The sequence below is a fragment of the Microbulbifer sp. genome, assembly GCF_051659245.1.
Taxonomy (GTDB): domain Bacteria; phylum Pseudomonadota; class Gammaproteobacteria; order Pseudomonadales; family Cellvibrionaceae; genus Microbulbifer.
This window is the reverse complement of the sequence record NZ_JBOFOC010000085.1, coordinates 23,532-41,906: the sequence shown is the minus strand read 5'-3', so window position 1 is coordinate 41,906 and position 18,375 is coordinate 23,532. Positions and strand designations below refer to the sequence as shown.

Annotated in this window: 12 protein-coding genes and 1 tRNA gene; 3 read left to right on the top strand and 10 right to left on the bottom strand. The window is 55.4% G+C overall.

From position 1 onward, the window contains the following. Nucleotides 1-413 precede the first annotated feature (413 nt). The 4 genes from ACRC0P_RS09375 to amaB form a co-directional block, all read right to left on the bottom strand. Nucleotides 414-2,702: a GH92 family glycosyl hydrolase gene (locus tag ACRC0P_RS09375; protein WP_438630185.1), complete on the bottom strand. Its 2,289-nt coding sequence runs from the start codon at nt 2,700-2,702 to the stop codon at nt 414-416. Nucleotides 2,703-2,739: 37 nt separating this feature from the next. After that, nucleotides 2,740-4,242 (bottom strand): hypothetical protein, encoded by a 1,503-nt coding sequence (locus tag ACRC0P_RS09370; RefSeq protein ID WP_438630183.1) that lies wholly within the window; start codon nt 4,240-4,242, stop codon nt 2,740-2,742. Nucleotides 4,243-4,412: 170 nt separating this feature from the next. After that, complete coding sequence (locus tag ACRC0P_RS09365; protein ID WP_438630181.1) at nt 4,413-5,816, bottom strand: pyridoxal phosphate-dependent decarboxylase family protein; 1,404 nt, start codon at nt 5,814-5,816, stop codon at nt 4,413-4,415. Between the two features lie 141 nt (nt 5,817-5,957). Continuing rightward, nucleotides 5,958-7,451 carry an L-piperidine-6-carboxylate dehydrogenase gene (amaB, locus tag ACRC0P_RS09360; RefSeq protein WP_438630179.1) on the bottom strand — a complete coding sequence of 498 codons (1,494 nt, stop codon included), beginning with the start codon at nt 7,449-7,451 and terminating at the stop codon, nt 5,958-5,960. 344 nt (nt 7,452-7,795) lie between these two features. Between amaB and ACRC0P_RS09355 the strand changes: the two genes are divergently transcribed. The 3 genes from ACRC0P_RS09355 (at nt 7,796) to ACRC0P_RS09345 (ending at nt 13,592) form a co-directional block, all read left to right on the top strand. Continuing rightward, the gene (locus tag ACRC0P_RS09355; protein ID WP_438630177.1) at nt 7,796-9,079 is read left to right on the top strand and encodes an NAD(P)/FAD-dependent oxidoreductase; all 1,284 of its coding nucleotides are present in this window, start codon (nt 7,796-7,798) and stop codon (nt 9,077-9,079) included. A gap of 292 nt (nt 9,080-9,371) precedes the next feature. Then, entirely contained in the window at nt 9,372-10,760 is a 1,389-nt protein-coding gene (locus tag ACRC0P_RS09350) for a sodium-dependent transporter (protein WP_438630175.1), read from the top strand. A 282-nt stretch (nt 10,761-11,042) separates the two neighbouring features. Further along, entirely contained in the window at nt 11,043-13,592 is a 2,550-nt protein-coding gene (locus ACRC0P_RS09345; protein ID WP_438630173.1) for a TonB-dependent receptor plug domain-containing protein, read from the top strand. Nucleotides 13,593-13,922: 330 nt separating this feature from the next. Here the strand turns inward: ACRC0P_RS09345 and ACRC0P_RS09340 are convergent, their stop codons facing one another. The 6 genes from ACRC0P_RS09340 to ACRC0P_RS09315 all read right to left on the bottom strand — a co-directional run bounded on the left by ACRC0P_RS09340 (nt 13,923) and on the right by ACRC0P_RS09315 (nt 18,341). Then, the gene (locus ACRC0P_RS09340; RefSeq protein WP_438630171.1) at nt 13,923-14,813 is read right to left on the bottom strand and encodes a LysR substrate-binding domain-containing protein; all 891 of its coding nucleotides are present in this window, start codon (nt 14,811-14,813) and stop codon (nt 13,923-13,925) included. Nucleotides 14,814-15,185: 372 nt separating this feature from the next. Next, nucleotides 15,186-15,261: transfer RNA gene (locus ACRC0P_RS09335), tRNA-Lys, on the bottom strand. A gap of 112 nt (nt 15,262-15,373) precedes the next feature. Then, complete coding sequence (gene queC, locus ACRC0P_RS09330) at nt 15,374-16,051, bottom strand: 7-cyano-7-deazaguanine synthase QueC (protein WP_438630169.1); 678 nt, start codon at nt 16,049-16,051, stop codon at nt 15,374-15,376. Between the two features lie 145 nt (nt 16,052-16,196). Further along, nucleotides 16,197-16,856: a 7-carboxy-7-deazaguanine synthase QueE gene (gene queE / locus ACRC0P_RS09325; protein WP_438630167.1), complete on the bottom strand. Its 660-nt coding sequence runs from the start codon at nt 16,854-16,856 to the stop codon at nt 16,197-16,199. 171 nt (nt 16,857-17,027) lie between these two features. Continuing rightward, nucleotides 17,028-17,840, bottom strand: coding sequence for a tol-pal system protein YbgF (gene ybgF / locus ACRC0P_RS09320; protein ID WP_438630165.1), 813 nt, complete (start codon nt 17,838-17,840; stop codon nt 17,028-17,030). A gap of 18 nt (nt 17,841-17,858) precedes the next feature. Then, on the bottom strand, nt 17,859-18,341 hold the full coding sequence (locus ACRC0P_RS09315) for an OmpA family protein (RefSeq protein WP_438630163.1): 483 nt from the start codon (nt 18,339-18,341) through the stop codon (nt 17,859-17,861). Nucleotides 18,342-18,375 lie beyond the last annotated feature (34 nt).

The following is an 18,375-nucleotide window of genomic DNA, read 5'->3' as shown; positions in this document are numbered from 1 at the left end:
GCACAAAGCAGTGCTTTGTATGCGCGCGGCTTGGCCCTGCAAGCAGGCTCCTACAGCGCAATCCTCAGGGGCAGGAGCAGTTCGGGGCTTAACTTAGCGCCATTCGGGCCCGAGCCTAATACCGCCACCTTAAGCCGAAAATCGGCATATTTGTAGGGCCGAAGGCGCCGTGAATACCTGGAGCGGCCGGACTGGGCAAAGCGTAGCGTGCCCATCAAGGTCCCGGAAGATGGGCACGTCGCTACGCTCCGTTGACTCGCGCCATCCATGGCGCTCGCCCGCTTCGCGAGCGCCTGCGGTGTCCAAATCGGCAATCCTGCCGATTTGTGCCCATCCTGCGACCGAAACAACGCTTAAGGTAGCGGTATTAGGCCCGAGCCGAAACAATGACCAATCCACAAGCTCCCCTATGTCTACGGAAGAGTGCTTGTGGATTTGGAAGGTGGCCTGATTTTACTACCCCAATCGGTCGCTTGACTCCCCATAGTGAGGGTAAGTTTTCCACCTTTAATTATCTCTTTATGCTCAATCCAGGATAAGTTGTATGGCTTGCCATTAAGCTCGGCCGAAACAATAAAATTATTTTTATCGGATAAATTTTTAGCTTCTATGGTGAACGACTTACCATTTTCCTGATGTAATGTCACCCGTTTAAAATAAGGTGTATTAAGGAGGTAATATGCTTGACCTGCATTTGGAAAAATCCCCATCATATGAAAAGCCAACCAGGATGACATAGCGCCGGAGTCGTCATTTCCAGGAATGCCCGCACGCGTACTGTTATAGTTTTTATCAATAATTTTATGGATACGCTTTGAACTTAAATCCGGACGAGCAATCCAGTGATATAAAGTTGGGCTCAAAAATGAAGGCTCATTGCCAACATTGTATAAACTCTTATCAAATAGTGTATTGAGCCTTTTTTCAAATGCTTTATCACCACCGGATTTCTCAATGACTGCGGCTATATCGTGCGGTACATATAGTGAATACTCCCAAGAACTCGCTTCATAGAAAAATCCACACCACCAACAAACACAATTTGGCCAATCCTGTGCAAGTGGATGATAGTCAATACTTGCAAAACGGCCATCCGACACATCACATTGTATTTTATCAACCCACTGACCGCTTGAATCTCTTGGCATGATAAAACCTTGAGAGCCATTATCACTAATATCACGCCATAAATTTTTCCAATTATCAGATTGGGCTAAATATCGATAGTACTCGCCCATCCTGCCGAGGCCTTTTGCAAGTACAGCAATGGCATAATCATTGTACGCATACTCCAGAGTTCGGTTGCCCGAACGCACATAATCCGTCGACACATAGCCTAAGTTGTTGTAGTCAACTAAACCGCCCCGACCATGCTTCTCTTCGTTGTCGCCAGGAGGAACTGTTGCATCCTTTATCATGCCTTTCAATGCTGCGTGGTAATTAACGCCAGGCACATCTTTAACATAAGCATCGGTAATGACAATGGCAGCATTTGATCCACCTTGAGTCCTGCCATTACTGTTTCCACTTCTTGCATCCGGCAAATAACCATCGTATTTGTAGATGTTTATCATGGCATTAATAATTTCTGCCTGTCGACTTGGTGATATAAGGGTGATCAACGGGGACGATGTTCGAAATGTATCCCAGATAGCATAGAAGTCATCATAGTATGGGGCAGCCGTCCACAATGGATTTTCACCAGTACGATTTACCGGCATCAACATTGTATGATACAGCGCAGTATAAAACATGGTTTTTTGGGACTGCGTAGCGGAGCTATCTATTTCAATCCGGCTAATTAGCTTTTCCCATTTTTGCTGTGTTTGCGCCAAAACCTGGTTAAAATTCCAGTGCGGCACTTCATTTTCGACATTGTGCTTTGCTTTTGCTGAGCTGACAAAAGAAATACCTATTTTTACTTTAATTTTTTTATTGTCATGCTGGTTGAAAAACAATAACGCGCCTGTTTTCTCTGCAGAATCATATTGCTGATCCGACTTAGGCGATATATTTTTTCCTTTGAAAGTTGAATAGTCCGTAAAAGGTTGGTCGAACTCAGCGTAATAATAAACCGTATATGCCGCCCCATTGTTCCAGCCACCGCGTATTCTGCTATATCCCTCTACCTGCGTGCTAGATAGCACATGCACCTCGGAACCCACAAATTGCTGTGCTTCTCTGGCATCTGGGACTGGGGTTTCACCCAAGAAAAAACCACCATCAATTTTTATGGCATTGCTGACAGCATCTTTAAAGGTATACTGATGAAAGGCGACTCGATCACTGGCCGTTAGTTCAGCTTTGATTTTCCACTTGGTTAAATCAGCACTGTAGTAACCTGCTTTAGCAACTTCATTTTGGCGCAGAGAGGTTTGTTCGATCTTCTCAAACTCTCCTGAGTACGGCATAACGGAAATATTTCCGTATTTAGGGCCGCCACCAGTGCCACTTACATGGACCTGGCTAAATCCATGCAAAGGTTTATTTAAGTTGGGGGAGTAGCCGCTATTGGAACCAATATCAATGTCAGGACCGGGTTTGACCATGCCAAATGGTGCGCTAGGGCCTACAAAAACATTACCTTCGCCTTCAGAGCCAATAAATGGGTCTATATATTGATAATTATTTTTTTCTGCATGTGTACAACTTGCGATTAAACTGGTGCCTAGCAATAAAGCAGCGCTAAGAAGTTGCTTCATTTTTATCCCTATATTGTCGGGTTGTTTTTAGTACAACTTAAGGTGTTTTTTGAGCACTCCCTGGGCCCACTTTGATAAAAATCGGGTTGCTATAGAACCATAAATCAGACCAAGGATCTTCACCCGCCGGGTCTGTTTCCGGTTCAAGCTCCGTTCTTTGATTAGTTCCTCTCACTCGTATATAAAATGGCTTAGTCAGGTTATCGATTTGCTGTTTTATCTGGATATACTGGCCGTCTTTAACCCAAGTTTCAGGCATAAACCGCCTGAACACCTTAGTTGATGGGTTCGTATCCGTAGTCCTATCTGCGGAACGTCCAGTGATTAACCCTGTGATCAAATCCACTCTCTCAACGCTTGGATTTTCTCGGCGCGCATTGTTTGAATCCGGATCTAAAAATGTGATAGTAACAACAATGGAGTCATCGGGCTCTACGACTAATGTATCGCCTATATTCGCTTTTGCATGTTTACCCTTGACCTCAGCCGTCACATAAAGCTCGGATATCAAATCCCCGGTAGTGACAAACACGTGACCGGAACGCAAGCTGGATAAAATATCCTGGTAGGTCTTTTCTGCATAAACATAGGTTTTTGAGTATTCACCAGGCCAAAAATCTGTTCTGCCCTCGGTATAATGCACATGGCTATCTGAAGTTGAAGTGATCCACCAGTGGCGACCTTCAGCTAACATACTATCCCAGAATCCCCCTAATTTAGCCGTCATTTGGTCAAACCCACCTAGCGTTGGATATTGATCATATCCGCCGCGAATTCCTGTTGGTTTAATACTGCCATCCGGATTGAGTGCATTTGCTTGATGCCCCGGCGCCCCCTCCATTCCAATAGCGACGGTGGGAGCTGTATCATTCCAGTTCCTTAATTCGGCAGGCGTTACTTTAGTGTATTCACCTAAATTGGTAGCCGTTCTCCCGGGATGATTAACTATAACAATTGGTTGATGTTTTTGTGCTTTCATTGCAGTTAGTGCATCCAACATCCGCTCTTCTGTATCTCGGGCGGGATCGTCGGGATACACCTCACGACGGTTATATGTTTTTTCTAACTCCAATAATTGCTGGGATTCGTGATGGCTGTGCGGAATAATTAAACTACTGTGTTTTGCCCCTGGCGTATCGAATTCCATTCCATAAAATTGAATGACTTGAGAAACGGCTTTTCGTGACGCAAGTAAATCGGGATATGCATTATCGAAATTTAATTTACTGTGGTTAGGGCCACCATGATCCGTGGTAACCATCCAGCTTAAGCCGTGATGAGCTGCCATTTGTGCATTTAAAACAGTCGAGTAATGCGCATCTCCACCTAATATAGGCGTCGGAGGTACCGTTGAATGATCCCAAGTTGCGCTATAACGACTATGTATATGATGATCACCCGCTAACCATTGTTTTTTACCTGTATTAAATCCAACCTCAATTGAGGCATCAGATTTTTCCAACTCTGTTGCGTCTTGGTTACAGCCACACAATAATAAAGCGAATGATAAAAAAGTCCTAAATGTCATTAAAGTGCGCACTAGAATCTCGCAAATTTACTATCAGTTATTATTTCTTGGTTAATGCGATGTTTCACAATAACCCCTGATGACACCGGTGTCAAATTTCTACATACATACCTTATCCCTGGCCCGGATATAGCGCCAAGCCGCTCAATATAGGCCCCCTGTGAGTATGTACTTACCGTCGCTCAGCACTTCCCGAGCCATTCGATGGTTTCGCGGATATCGCCCTTCGTTGTCAACGGATTGATGGTGCAAAGTCGAAGTGCGGTGCGCCCCTTGAGAGAGGTGGAGGACACACAGGCGAAGCCCGAGTCCGCCAGATCCTTGGCGCGCCGCTTATGGCCCTCGCCGGACTCCCCCTTCAATGCAAAACAGACTACGCCGATCTGTGCCGGGGTGACCACTTCCCACTTGTCCGGTTGCTGTCGCAGGTAGCCCTCGGCGTACTCGGCCAGGGCAATGCCGGTTTCAATCGCCTCGCGGAATCGGGCTACGCCATAAGTGCGCAAACTCAGCCACAGCTTCAGTGCCCGCGAGCGCCGGGTTAGTTCGAGGCCCCGATTGCGGAAGTCCACTTCGCCCGCCCCGGCTTCCACATCCTTCAGGTACTCGGGGTTCATGTTGAAGCAGTGCTCGAGGGCCCCTTTGCGGATTAACAGGCAGCCCGCGTCATAGGGCTGGAACAGCCATTTGTGGGGGTCCAGTACCAGCGAGTCGGCGCGCTCCATGCCGCGCAGGTAGTCGCGGCCCCGCGCAATGAGCGCCGCCGGGGCGCCGTAGGCGCCGTCGATGTGAAACCACAGGTTTTCCCGCGCACAGATATCCGCCAGTTCCGGCAGCGGATCGACGGTACCCGCATTGGTGGTCCCCGCGGTTCCGATCACCATAAACGGTTTGTTGCCCGCCTGTCTGTCCCCGGCAATGGCAGCGAGCAATGACTCGACAGGTATCCTGAGCTGCTCGTCACTTTCCAGGATGCGAATATGTTCCGGAGGGAAACCCAGTTCCTTAAGCGCCCGCGGCAGGGACGAATGGGTCTGGTCGCTCAGGTACACCACACCGGTGCCGGCGGTGGCTCGCGCTGCGGCAAAGGCGGTGAGACTGGCCATGGAACCACCGCTGACCAGAACACCCTCGGTGCCTTCGGGAAGGCCCATTAACTGGCGCAGCCAGTCGATCACCACCAGCTCAACGGTGGCGGGACCGGAGCCCCCCGCCCAGGAGGCCGCGATGGTATTGAATCCCGCACCCAGCCATTCCCCGAGTACCGCGGCAAAAGAGCTGGGGCCCGGTACCCGGGCAAAGTAGCGGGGGTGGTCGCCCCGCTGTTGATGGGGAAGCGCCACCTCGGCCAGCAGGGCGAGGGATTCCTCGGCATTTAACGGCTGTTCGGGCAGCGGCCCGCCCAGGCCCTGCCGGAGCTGGTCCGCCTGGCCGGTCAGGATCGCGGCCTCCCGGCTCCTGCATGCCAGCCGGTCGACCACCATGTCTACCACCCGGTAGCCCAGGCGGCGCATCTCTTCGGTTTCCAGCCCCAGGGTGTCAGGGGGGTAGCCGGATTCGTTTTCGCTCAGCTTGTCGGTCGTCATCGACTTTCCCTTCACTATCCAGGAATTCAACCGTAGGGTGCGCCGTGCGCACCGGTCCAGGGCTGGTGGGCACCTCCGGCTTCTTTTCGCCTGCAGGGCAGGCTCCCACGGTGCCTTGAGCTGCCCCCCTAAACTTGAACTCTAAATATCGAACTCGATGCCCTGGGCCAGGGGCAGCTCGGTTGAATAGTTCACCGTGGAAGTGGCGCGACGCATGTAGCCCTTCCAGGCATCGGAGCCGGACTCGCGACCGCCGCCGGTTTCCTTCTCGCCACCGAAGGCACCGCCGATTTCCGCACCGCTGGTGCCGATATTGACGTTGGCAATGCCGCAGTCGCTGCCGGCAGCGGAGAGAAAGGTTTCCGCTTCCCGAACGTCATTGGTGAAAATGGCAGAGGACAGCCCCTGGGGAACATCGTTCTGCAGGCGTATCGCCTCCTGCAGGTCGGTGTAGGGATAGACGTAGAGAATTGGAGCAAATGTCTCATGCTGGACCGTTTGCCCGGATTCCGGCATTTCGACAATGGCGGGCCGGACGTAATAAGCCTCGGGGTATTCGTCGGACAGAACCCGCTCTCCCCCGGTGACCTTGCCGTTCGCCACTCCCTGCAGGGCGGTCTGCATACTGTCGTAGGCGGTCCGGTCGATCAGCGGGCCCACCAGCGTACCGGCGTCCAGCGGGTTGCCGATCTCAACACTTTGATAGGCCTTTTTCAGCGCCGGCACCAGCTCTTGGTAGATGGATTTGTGCACCAGCAGGCGGCGTGTGGTGGTGCAGCGCTGCCCCGCAGTGCCCACGGCGCCGAACAGGATCGCACGCACGGCCATATCCAGGTCGGCGGAGGGGCAGGCGATAATGGCATTGTTACCGCCGAGTTCCAGAATAGAGCGGCCGAAGCGCTCGGCCACCACCGGGCCCACTTTGCGGCCCATGGCGGTGCTGCCGGTGGCACTGATCACCGGTACCCGCTTGTCGGCGGTCAATTGGGCACCGATACCGGCCTCGCCGATCAACAGCTGGGACAAGCCTTCAGGCACACCGCCCACTTCCCGGGCGGCATCCTCAAAGAGCTTCTGGCAGGCGATCGCGGTGATAGGGCTCTTCTCCGAGGGCTTCCAGATGATGCTGTTGCCGCAAACCACCGCCAGGGCGGCGTTCCAGCTCCAGACTGCGACGGGGAAGTTGAACGCCGAGATAATGCCCACGGGGCCGATGGGGTGCCAGGTTTCACTCATGCGATGACCCGGGCGCTCGGAGGCGATGGTCAACCCGTGGAGCTGGCGGGAGAGGCCCACAGCGAGGTCGCAGATATCGATCATCTCCTGCACTTCGCCGAGGCCTTCCTGGTAGATCTTGCCGCACTCGAGGGTAACCAGCGCGCCCAGGGCCTCCTTGTGCTCCCGGAGCTTGTTGCCCAGCACGCGGATCAACTCGCCGCGCTTGGGGGCCGGTACCAGCTTCCACTGTTGGAAGGCCTCCTGGGATTTTGCAATGATGGCATCCGCCTGGGCAGCACTATGGGCTGTTACACGGCCGATTTCAGCACCGTCGATTGGGCTGGTCACACTGAGGTCACCCCGGTTCAGTGCGCTGGTGTCCAGTCCGAGATTGTCTAGAACGTCTGTCAGTTTCACTTTGCTAGTGCCCCCTTGAACGGCATCTGAAAATACACTCCACCGCCCACCGTAAAGCTTGTCCCGATGAGACCTCCATGGAGCTGGATCGGGTTAGTGGAGCACAGCTGCCCGGGGCTGTAAAACAACTATTGCTCACAACTATATGACTAAATTTGGCAATGATTTGCCGCCGGGGCCGAAGGAGAGAGTCCGGCCCCGATTCATGAGCTTTGGTTACAAGCATGTACCAAATACACGCTACCTCAGGGCGACTTCACGGTGTAATACTCGCCTGAAATACCTCTTTCAACAGCTTCCCCAGGGTGGCGAATAACCCCTGAACAGCACTTAAGGAGTTAGATGTGAATAACCCCGCTTTATTAAACAGCCTCTGGCGCAGTACCGCCGGGGAGGTGCTTGAGAATACCGCCCTGAATGAAGACCAGGTTGTGGATGTGGTGATCATCGGGGGCGGCTTCACAGGGGTAACGGCGGCTCTGGAGCTGGCGGAAAAGGGAGCCAGCGTAACCCTGCTGGAAGCCGATGATATCGGTTATGGGGGCTCTGGCAGAAATGTGGGGCTGGTCAACGCCGGGCTGTGGATGGAGCCGGAAAAAATAGAAAAAATACTGGGTAAAACGGCGGGAAAGAAAATCAACACTATGCTCGCGGCAGGGCCGGAGCAGGTATTCTCGAATATCGCCCGCTTCGGGATCGATTGCGAACTCACCCGAACGGGCACCTTGCACTGCGCCCATTCAGCCAGGGGATTAGCCAATTTAAAAGACCGCTTAAGACAATACCTCGCGAGGGGCTTGAAGGCTGAACTGTTGAGTCGGGAAGAGACGGCGGCCAAAACAGGCACCTCCATCTATCGAGGTGCAATCTGGCATCAGGATGTGGGAACCATCCAGCCCCTCGCTTATGTTCGCGGCCTGGCCCGTGCCGCGGTTTCCGCCGGCGCCTCTGTTTACCAAAACAGCCCTGTCGTATCGATAGAGAGAAAAGGAAGCCGCTGGCGGGTTCGCACTCCAACGAATACCGTGGAGGCCAATGGCATTCTTTTGGCCACCAATGCCTATCATCGGGGCTTATTGGTCGGCAACGCCACGCCTCAATATACCCCCGTGTACTTTTTCCAGGCTGCGACGCAACCGCTGTCGGCGGAGACACTGGAGCGCATTCTGCCCGAGCGCCAGGGGTGCTGGAATACCGCCACTATTATGACATCGCTCAGGCGCGACGAGGCGGGGAGATTGATTATCGGTGCGGTGGGCAATATCGAAGGCGCCAGCAGCGGCATCCACTATCAGTGGGCCAAACATAGATTGCGCCAGATGTTTCCCTACCTGGAAGCCGTCGAATTCGATCACACCTGGCACGGGCGCATCGCTTTTTCGGCGGACCACTTACCCCATATGGTCAAATTTGGCCCCAACGCATTGAGTATCTTTGGCTATAGCGGGCGGGGTATTGGGCCGGGCAGCGTGTTTGGCAAAGCTGCCGCCGAGTATTTGCTGGGCGGCAATGAAGAGGTGCTGCCCATTGAACCCTCGACCGTGTATCGCGAAAGCTTGACTACCGCGAAGAGCCGCTACTACGAGCTTGGCGCCACCGTCATACATGGACTGACACAGTTGGTATAAACGGCGAGCTCAACCACAAACAGCAACAGGCAAATATTCTGCACCCTGCTCCACAAACCAGATTTACCCCTACCAAATAACACATGTATAGCGCCTTTAACTACAAAAACAGATAAAGAGCGATATATATGACCTTAGATCACAATCATATACCTTTTTTGCGATAACTCAGGGCGGGGTTTCAGGGTATAACTGAATTTAGCAAATAAACTGCCATTTTAACCTGTGCTGACAAATGTATCTGCAGCCATGCTATCGACATAAAAAATATAATTAGGGGAATTTGCGAATAATGATAACGCTCAATGCAGGCAGTGATATATCTGGCGACAAATCCGCAACAGCAGGATGGTCCTCTCGAACCGCCTTTATTTTTGCATCGATAGGTTTCGCGGTCGGCCTCGGTAATATCTGGCGCTTTCCCTATATGGTGGGTGAAAACGGCGGTTCGGCATTTGTGCTGGTTTATCTACTCTGCGTGTTCGTTATCGGGATGCCGATACTGATAGCCGAACTGACCATTGGACGGATTGGCCGGGGCTCCTGTACGGGTGCAGTGCTCCAAACCGCACTACAGGAGAACAGGTCCCCACGCTGGAAAGGCGTAGGCTACGTCAACATGCTGGCCGCATTCCTGGTGACCCTGGTCTACAGCGGCATAGTCGGCTGGGTCCTCTACTATCTCTACAAATCAGTATCAGCAGGATTTGGCTCCTTTGATGCGACCATGTCATCTGCGGCATACCAGGCGATGCTGCAGGACAATGCGGTCATGATTTTCTGGTGCTGGACCGGCCTGGCAATCACAGCGGGGATTGCGTTTCTCGGCCTGAAAGCCGGTGTTGAGCGCGCAGTGTCTGTAATGATCCCGGTGCTCATAGTCGTAATGGTGCTACTGGCCGGTTACGGGATGCTCTCCGAAGGCTTTGCGCCTGCCGTCAGCTACCTGTTCGAACCGGATTTCAGCAAAATAAACGGTTCGGTCTTTCTGGCCGCCATCGGCCAGGCCTTTTTCTCCATCGGCGTCGGCCTCGCTGCAATGATGACCTATGGCAGCTATCTGCCCAAGAGCTTCAATATTCCTGCAGGGGCGGGGATTATTATTGCTGCAGACACCGTTATCGCCCTCCTGGCGGGGTTGGTTATTTTCCCACTGGTATTTACCTTTGGTCTGAACCCCGCCAGTGGCCCCGGGCTGATTTTTGAAACGCTCCCCGTCGCCTTCTCCCAAATGCCAATCGGGCGCTTATTCAGCATTCTGTTCTTCTTCTCGCTGTCGTGCGCGGCCATTACCACAATGATTGGCTTTGTGGAATCGCTTATTTCCTTCCTGATGGATGAAGGGAATATTTCCCGTCATCGGGCAGCGATCATTGTTTTTTCCGCAATAGCCCTGCTAAGCATGCTGTCTATTTTTTCATACAACATTTTCTCTCACTTTGAAGTTTACGGAAGGGATTTCAACGCCCTTACAGATGCGCTTGTCAACAACATTTTGCTGCCCCTCGGCGGCCTATTAATTGTGATTTTTTCAGCCTGGTTCATATCGCGCCGGACCTTGCTGGATCAAATCAAGCTGGGACCAATTGGTTTTCGGTTGTGGCTTTTTGCGGCGCGTTTTGTAGCACCTATAGCAATAATTATTATCGCCGTCTTCAGTTTAACTGAGCAATCCGTATGACTGATGACCAACCTTTTAAAAATACAACAACAAGAAATATTGCGATGATTCCCCACAGAACCAAAGCTAAAGAAAAGGAGGATTGTTCAGAAAAATAATAATAACAAGCCCAACAGGCACCCGAATCGCGCGACAGTTCAGCGACTGCAGGCTTCGATATTGCGGAATTAGGGGTTGCTTTGAATCCCGAGGGATAAATTCAATAAGCAAAGCCGCATCGCAACTCCGCTTGAAACTGAGAGCGCGCATAACAATCACGCATATTTTCTGGAGAGCAAAGTAATGAAATGTGTAAAATTTCCGATGTTATTGACCTCCGTCCCCATCTGGGCATTTGCCGCGGCCTACACCCATGCGGAGACGACAGAGAACAACCTGGCAGACAGCGGTCAAACCACCATCGAAGAGATCGCTGTGGTCGGAAGCCGCCGCGACGGCCGCTCCGTCCTCGACGCGCCGGTACCGGTGGACGTTATCGGTGACAGCGAGATGAAGTCCCAGGGCAGTAGCGATATGCTGGACGTGCTCACCAACGTGGTGCCGTCCTACAACGTCAGCCGCGAACCCATCAGCGACGCCGGCACCCTGGTGCGGCCTGCCAACCTGCGCGGCATGCCCGCCGACAACACCCTGGTGCTGGTGAACGGCAAGCGCCGCCACCGCGGGGCGGTGATCGGCGAATTCGTTGCCGGTGTCAACAAGGGCGCCCAGGGTGTAGATATCTCACCGCTGCCCGGCATCGCCATGAAACAGGTCGAAGTCCTGCGCGACGGCGCCGCCGCCCAGTACGGCTCGGACGCCATTGCCGGCGTACTGAATTTCGTCCTGGCAGACGATCCGGAAGCGCGGCAGATTCAGGTTCGGAGCGGCCAGTATTTCGAGGGCGATGGCGCAATCAGCGAAATCTCCGGCCTTTTTGGCACCCACCTGGGCCAGGACGGCTTCGCCACCCTCGCCTTTGAGATCAAGGACACCGAGGCCACCAGCCGCGGCATCCAGGACCCCGGCGCCCAGGCACTGGTGGATGCGGGCAACACCAGTGTTCCCGACCCGGTGGTCATCTGGGGCACTCCGGAGATTACCAACGACTACAAGATCTTTCTCAACTCCGCCATGGAGGTCGGGAACGGCAGCGAGGTCTACGCCTTCGGCAACTTCGCCACCCGCGATACCGACGGCAGCTTCTTCTACCGCCACCCGCATGGCCGGACCGGTGTTTTCAAAAATCCCGACGACGGCAATCTGCTGGTGGCCGACCTGACCCCGGACGGCAGCGGAGACTGCCCGACTATTTCTCTGACCGGCGTGGACAATGTGCTCAACGACCCGGTCTACCAGGACCAGGTAGCCAACAACCCGAATTGCTTCGCCTTCAACGAACTATATCCCGGTGGCTTTACCCCGCGTTTCGGCGGCACGGTAACCGACTCCAGCTTCGCCGCCGGTATTCGCGGCGAGTGGTCGAACGGCATGACCTACGACTTCAGCGCTTCCGCCGGTCGCAGCGAGCTCGATTACACGATCTACAACTCCGTCAATGCCTCCTACGGCCCCAACAGCCCCTCGAGCTTCGATCTCGGCAGCCAAATCCAGTTCGAACGTATGGCGAACGCCGATTTCAGCTACCCGGTGGCCATCAGCGGCCTGGCCTCGGATCTCAACGTGGCCTTCGGTTTCCAGTACCACAAGGAACAGTTCGAAATCATCGCCGGCCAAACCGAGTCCTTCGCGCCCGGTGGCTTTGAGGACCAGGGCTTCTCCATCGGCTCCAATGGCTTTCAGGGCTTCTCCGACGACGTCGCCGGCACCTTCAACCGCGACAGCTATGCCGGCTACCTGGATCTCGAGGCCGATATTACCGATAGCTTCCTGGTGTCCGGCGCCATGCGCTTCGAAGAGTTCGACGATTTCGGCAGTACCTTCGACGGCAAGCTCGCCGCCCGCCTGGACCTGACCGACTGGATGAGCCTGCGCGCAGCGGCCAGCACCGGCTTCAAGGCACCCACGGTCGGCCAGAGCAGCTTGCGCCGCGCCTCAACCAGTTTTGAAGACGGCCAGCTCATCGAAGCACTGGTAGTGCCGCCCACCAATGCAGTGGCGCAGTTCAAGGGCGGCGAGCAGCTGCAACCGGAGGAATCCACCAGTTTGAGCATCGGCACAGTGATCTCCGCCGGCTTCGTGGACCTCACCATCGACTACTTCAAGATCAACGTGGACGACCGCATCGCGCTGACCGAAGCCGGTATCACGGAGGACGACCGCGCCGAATTGCTCGCCATGGGGAACGCCGAAGCCCAGACCATCAGCCAGATCCAGTTCTTTGTGAACGACTTCGATACCGAGACACAGGGCGTGGACATCGTCGCCTCGGCACCGTTTGAATCGAGTGCGGGCTTCACGGACTTCACCCTAGCTTACAACTGGACCGATACCAAGGTCGTCAACCGCGGCCAGACCGTCAGCGAGGCGCGCGCCGAGGAACTGGAAGACTTTCTGCCGGAGCACCGGGCCACCTTCACCGTCAACCACAGCATCGGCATGTGGAACGCGATGGTGCGCACCAACTACTATGGCGAAACCCTGGAGTTGTTGTTCAACGATCCGACGCTGCCTGTGAAGACCGGCTCCATTGTGCTGGTGGACGCCGAGGTCAGCGCACAACTCAACGATACCTTCCAGGTCGGCATCGGCGCCAAGAACCTGTTTGACACCTATCCCGACAAGCACGAGTACGGCGATCAGCCCGGCTTTCTCGGCGCCGTCTACCCGCTGAATTCCCCCGCGGGCTTAAACGGCGGCTTCTACTACGTGAGCCTGGACGCGCAATTCTAACCTGCCTCCGGATTAATAGAGCGCCGCGGATGGCGCTCTATTAATCCACTTTTCCTATACATGAATGGCACTAAGTTAAGCGGAACCCCCCTGTAGGAGCCTGCTTGCAGGCGAATTGCGGTCGCGGAAGGGCACCGGGAATGTTCGCCTGCAAGCAGGCTCCTACAGCGCAATCCTCAAGGGCAGGAGCAGCTCGGGGCTTAACTTAGTGCCATTCTCCTATACATGACTACTGAAGCTGAGGTCTATTGGAGAAATAGGCTTCCCAGGCATCTTCATTCAGGGCTCTCGGGGGAAACTCCGTAAGCTCCGCATCTTATATCCAGGCTTTCATTCAGACGCTCGTCTATTCAGATAATCGTAAAATCTACTCAGCGCTGGCAAATATTCTGTATCGTTCGGCCAAACTAGGTAATAGGCGCCTTCGCTTTCTACAGGGATATCCAGGGGAGCCACCAAAGAGTCATCCGCAAGGTTCCTGGACAACAGGATCTCCGGGATAAGCGCAAGCCCCATGCCACACTGCGCGGCTTTGATCGCGGCATCGAACTGGTCGATCATCATTCCTGTCAAAAAATCAAATGCTATACCCTGGGACCGGAACCAACGCTCCCATGCATCCGGCCTGGTGGTGAGATGCAAAAGGGGGACATCCAAAACCGCTTCCGGGCTATCCAGTGGGTATTTTTCCAAAAAACCCTCAGAGCATACGGGTACCAGTTTTTCCTTCGCCAAAAACCTGGTTTCGGCATTGTCCCAGTGATCACTGCCAAAATGTATGGCAGCATCGATGCTCTCCTTGTGAAAGTCGAAGGGCTCTGTGTAGGTGCTCAAATTTATTTTTATATCCGGATTTTGTTCAAGAAATCCACACAACCTGGGCACCAGCCAGTTTCCGCCCAGGGAAGGCAGGACCGCCAGATTTAACGTACTCTTTTCCGGACTGGCTCTTAAGTTTATGGATGCGTTGGCGATCAGGAGAAGTGCTTCGCGAACGGTTTTCGCATACCGTTCTCCCGCCTCAGTGATGCGCACGGTTTTCCGCTCGCGGACAAACAATTCGTGCTCCAGCTGGGATTCAAGGCACTTGATCTGTCTGCTTACGGCACTTTGACTCAGGCAGAGCTCTTCCGCGGCGGCAGAAAAACTGCCCCTCCTGGCAGCTGCCTCAAATATGCTGAGCATGCTGAGAGAGGGAAGAAGTCGTTTGGGTGCAAGCATATTTTGGCCCGCCACTGACTATAAATTAATATCTACACTTATATTATAATTTTCTTTGCAGGTTAACCGGTAAAGAGGCTTTCTTCCTCTCAGATAACACGTACTATCCATCTGGTCAAAAGAAAGCAACTCCCAGGAAAGACCAATATTTTTCGATTGGTCACAACTTGCCAATAAAGGCGGAAAGGGAAGGATACTCCTCTCCGGGGACCGCATGAGACAGGGATGCCGATTACAAGCGTATAGGGATGTATTTACAGCTGCGGCATAGGTCGGTCCCGGCGAGCGGATGGCGAGAGGGTATCTTTTCGACAGCCTTGCCGCGGGATTCGGAAACGAAAAGGGCCGCCTGACGGCAGCCCTTTGCGAAAATGGTGGGTCGTGCTGGACTCGAACCAGCGACCAATTGGTTAAAAGCCAACTGCTCTACCAACTGAGCTAACGACCCGAAGAGCTGCGTATCTTACGGATCTATTTCGAAAAGACAATACCCGGCGACAAAAAAATCCAAAGAATTTAAGAGCTTAGGTAGTCTCTGGACTCTGTCTTCCGCCCTCTGTCTACTGAACGTAGACCGTGGGGTCCGGCAGCCCCGCCTCTGCGAAACCGGCGGCGCGCAGGCGGCAACTGTCGCAGCGGCCGCAGGCGGCGCCGTCCGCCCGCGCCTGATAACAGGACACCGTCAGACTGTAGTCCACGCCCAGTTCGGTACCCCGGCGCACGATATCCGCCTTGCTCATCTGCATCAGCGGCGCGCGTATGCGCAGCTTGTGGCCCTCGACACCGGCGCGGGTGGCCAGGTTGGCCATACGCTCGAAGGCCTCGATGTACTCGGGGCGGCAGTCCGGATAGCCGGAGTAATCCACCGCGTTGACCCCCACGAAGATATCCTGCGCCCCCAGCACTTCCGCCCATCCCAGAGCGATGGACAGGAATACGGTGTTGCGCGCCGGCACATAGGTCACCGGAATGCCGCCGGTCTCCTCTTCCGGTACGTCGATGCTGTCGTCGGTCAGCGCCGAGCCGCCAATGGAGCGCAGATCCAGCGCGACCACCTTGTGCTCGCGGGCCTCCAGATCGGCGGCGACCCGCTGGGCCGCCAACAGCTCGGCGCTGTGGCGCTGGCCGTAATCGAAGCCCAGGGCATAGCATTCGTAGCCCTCGGCTTTGGCCATGGCCAGTACGGTGGCGGAGTCGAGGCCGCCGGACAGCAGGATTACGGCTTTTCTTACGGTCATCACTTTTCTGTTTGGTACTTGAGTAGGGTGCGCCGTGCGCACCGTTGGCCTTTGGCGGTGCGCACGGCGCACCTTACGAGTCTGATCAATACTCGAGAAGCGGGCCTGCGGCCCGCAGGCCGAGCTGGAGCTCGGCGCTCCCAGGCTACACCCCCGGGATATCCCCCCACAGCAGTTTGTGCAGCTGTAGCTGCATACGGACCGGCAGGCCGTCCTCCAGAATCCACTCCGCCAGCTGCCGCGGCTGCAGTTGCTCATAGCTGGGGGAGAAGAGCACTTCACCGACCCTTTCCGGTAGGTTGTACTGATCCAGGGTGAACCTCGCCCAGTCGTAGTCGGCGCGGTCACAGATCACAAACTTGACCTGGTCACGGCCGGACAGCGCCGAAAGGTTCTCCATGCGGTTGCGGTGCTGTTCGCCTGAGGCCGGCGTCTTCAGGTCCATCACCCGCGAGACCCGCGGGTCCACCTGCTCCACCGGCAAGGCACCGCTGGTCTCCAGGGAGACCCGATAGCCGGCATCGCAGAGAGCTTTCAGCAGTGGCAGGCAGCCGGGTTGGGCCAGCGGCTCGCCGCCGGTCACGCACACATGGCGCGCCGGATGGCCCTGTACCCTTTGCAGTATTTCCGCCAGCGTCATCCGCTCGCCGCCGTAGAAGGCGTACTCCGAGTCGCAGTAGCTGCAGCGCAGCGGGCAACCGGTCAGGCGCACGAATACCGTGGGCAGGCCGGACTCCCGAGCCTCTCCCTGCAGGGAGTAGAAGATCTCGCTGATACGGAGCGACTCCGCGGTCAAATCAGTCATGCTCGCCACAAATAGAAACGCCCGGGCGACGAATGCCGTCCGGGCGCGGGATCATAGTTTTTTTCTGGCCAAAAAACCAGCGGCGACAGGGTTGGGGTAACTACCACACTGATCGCGGCCAGCGGATGGCCGCCCCGCCGCTCCTACAAGAAGGAGCCGGGGTCCCGAGTATCAGAAATTATCTTCCAGATACTTCTTGGCCAGGCCGGCGGCACGGGCGTCGCTGTCTGCCACCTGCTGCAGCAGTTCCTTGGCGCGACCGTTATCGCCCAATTGGTGGTAGACGGTGCCCAGTTTATAGCGCCCGTCCCATACCTTGCTGGATTTGGGGTAACCGTCCAGCAGGGACGCGAACCATTGGCGCGCCTCTTCCAGGTCTCCCTGTACCAGGGCGATTTCGCCCAGCCAGTAATTGGCATTGGGAGCGTAGCGGCCGTCAGGGTAATCCTGCAGCAGGCGCTTGAATTCCTTACGGGCGCCATCGTAGTTGCCGTCGCGGGCCAGGCCGAAGCTGGCCTGGTAGCGGTCGCGCTCATCCTCGCTGGCTTCCGGAGCAGCAGTGGCCGCGGGTGCGGCACCGTTACTGTCTTCCGGTATGTCGCCGTCCGCGTCCGGAGCCTTCTGTGAGGGCTCCGCTCCGGCCAGCCGGGCAATGCGCCGGTCCAGGTCCATGTAGTCTTCGGTGCGCTGCTGGCGCAGGCGCTTGACCTCGTGCCTCAGCTCCTCCACCGCGCCGCGGAGTTCCTGGACTTCCTGCTGCAGCACCTGCATCTGGTAGTAGGCGTCGGCCTGGGGATTCGTCTGCGCGCGCGGGCGCTGGACGGAAACCGGCGCGGCGCGCACTGTCCGGTCGTCTTCATAGGCAGGCGCCGATCTCTGCGAACTGTCGCTGGACAGGTCGACGATCGGCGCCTGGGAGAATACGGGCGACGCCGCAGCCAGGGCGGCTGCGGCAATCGCGATACGTCTAATGGTAAAAGCCATTGGCATCCATTTGAACGATTAGTTGATCACAACGCGACGGTTCATCGCGCGGGAACTCTCGCTGGAACCAGCCTGCGCCGGACGCTCTTCACCGTAGCTGATCACTTCCAGAGTGGAGGGATCGACACCCTGCAGCACCAGGAAGTCGCGCACGGCGTTGGCACGGCGCTCACCCAGAGCCAGGTTGTATTCGCGGGTGCCCAGTTCGTCGGCGTGGCCTTCCAGGCGAACGGTGCCGCCGGTGTTGCCGCGCATACGGTCGGCGTGCTGAATCAGCAGCTCCCGGGTGGCCGGCTTCAACAGGGACTGGTCAAAGTCAAAGTAGACGACATTGTCCAGAGGCACCACTTCTTCTGTCGGAGTAGGTTCCTCCTCCACCACCGGCGGCGGGGTCTGATCTACCACCTCTTCCCGGGTATCTTCGGTTTCGGTACTGGTACAACCCGCCATTACCGCCAGAACGCAGGCCAGACCCAGGCCAGTTTTTACTGATTTCAACATAAGCTACTCCGCTTTTAGTGTTATCGAAAAATTC

What these genes read in the sequence shown, in the direction of transcription:
- ACRC0P_RS09365 (WP_438630181.1), bottom strand. Translation starts at nt 5,816, where the DNA reads ATGACGACCGACAAGCTGAGCGAAAACGAATCCGGCTACCCCCCTGAC.
- ACRC0P_RS09315 (WP_438630163.1), bottom strand. Translation starts at nt 18,341, where the DNA reads ATGTTGAAATCAGTAAAAACTGGCCTGGGTCTGGCCTGCGTTCTGGCG.
- ybgF (WP_438630165.1), bottom strand. Translation starts at nt 17,840, where the DNA reads ATGGCTTTTACCATTAGACGTATCGCGATTGCCGCAGCCGCCCTGGCT.
- ACRC0P_RS09345 (WP_438630173.1), top strand. Translation starts at nt 11,043, where the DNA reads ATGAAATGTGTAAAATTTCCGATGTTATTGACCTCCGTCCCCATCTGG.
- ACRC0P_RS09340 (WP_438630171.1), bottom strand. Translation starts at nt 14,813, where the DNA reads ATGCTTGCACCCAAACGACTTCTTCCCTCTCTCAGCATGCTCAGCATA.
- queE (WP_438630167.1), bottom strand. Translation starts at nt 16,856, where the DNA reads ATGACTGATTTGACCGCGGAGTCGCTCCGTATCAGCGAGATCTTCTAC.
- ACRC0P_RS09375 (WP_438630185.1), bottom strand. Translation starts at nt 2,702, where the DNA reads ATGAAGCAACTTCTTAGCGCTGCTTTATTGCTAGGCACCAGTTTAATC.
- queC (WP_438630169.1), bottom strand. Translation starts at nt 16,051, where the DNA reads ATGACCGTAAGAAAAGCCGTAATCCTGCTGTCCGGCGGCCTCGACTCC.
- ACRC0P_RS09350 (WP_438630175.1), top strand. Translation starts at nt 9,372, where the DNA reads ATGATAACGCTCAATGCAGGCAGTGATATATCTGGCGACAAATCCGCA.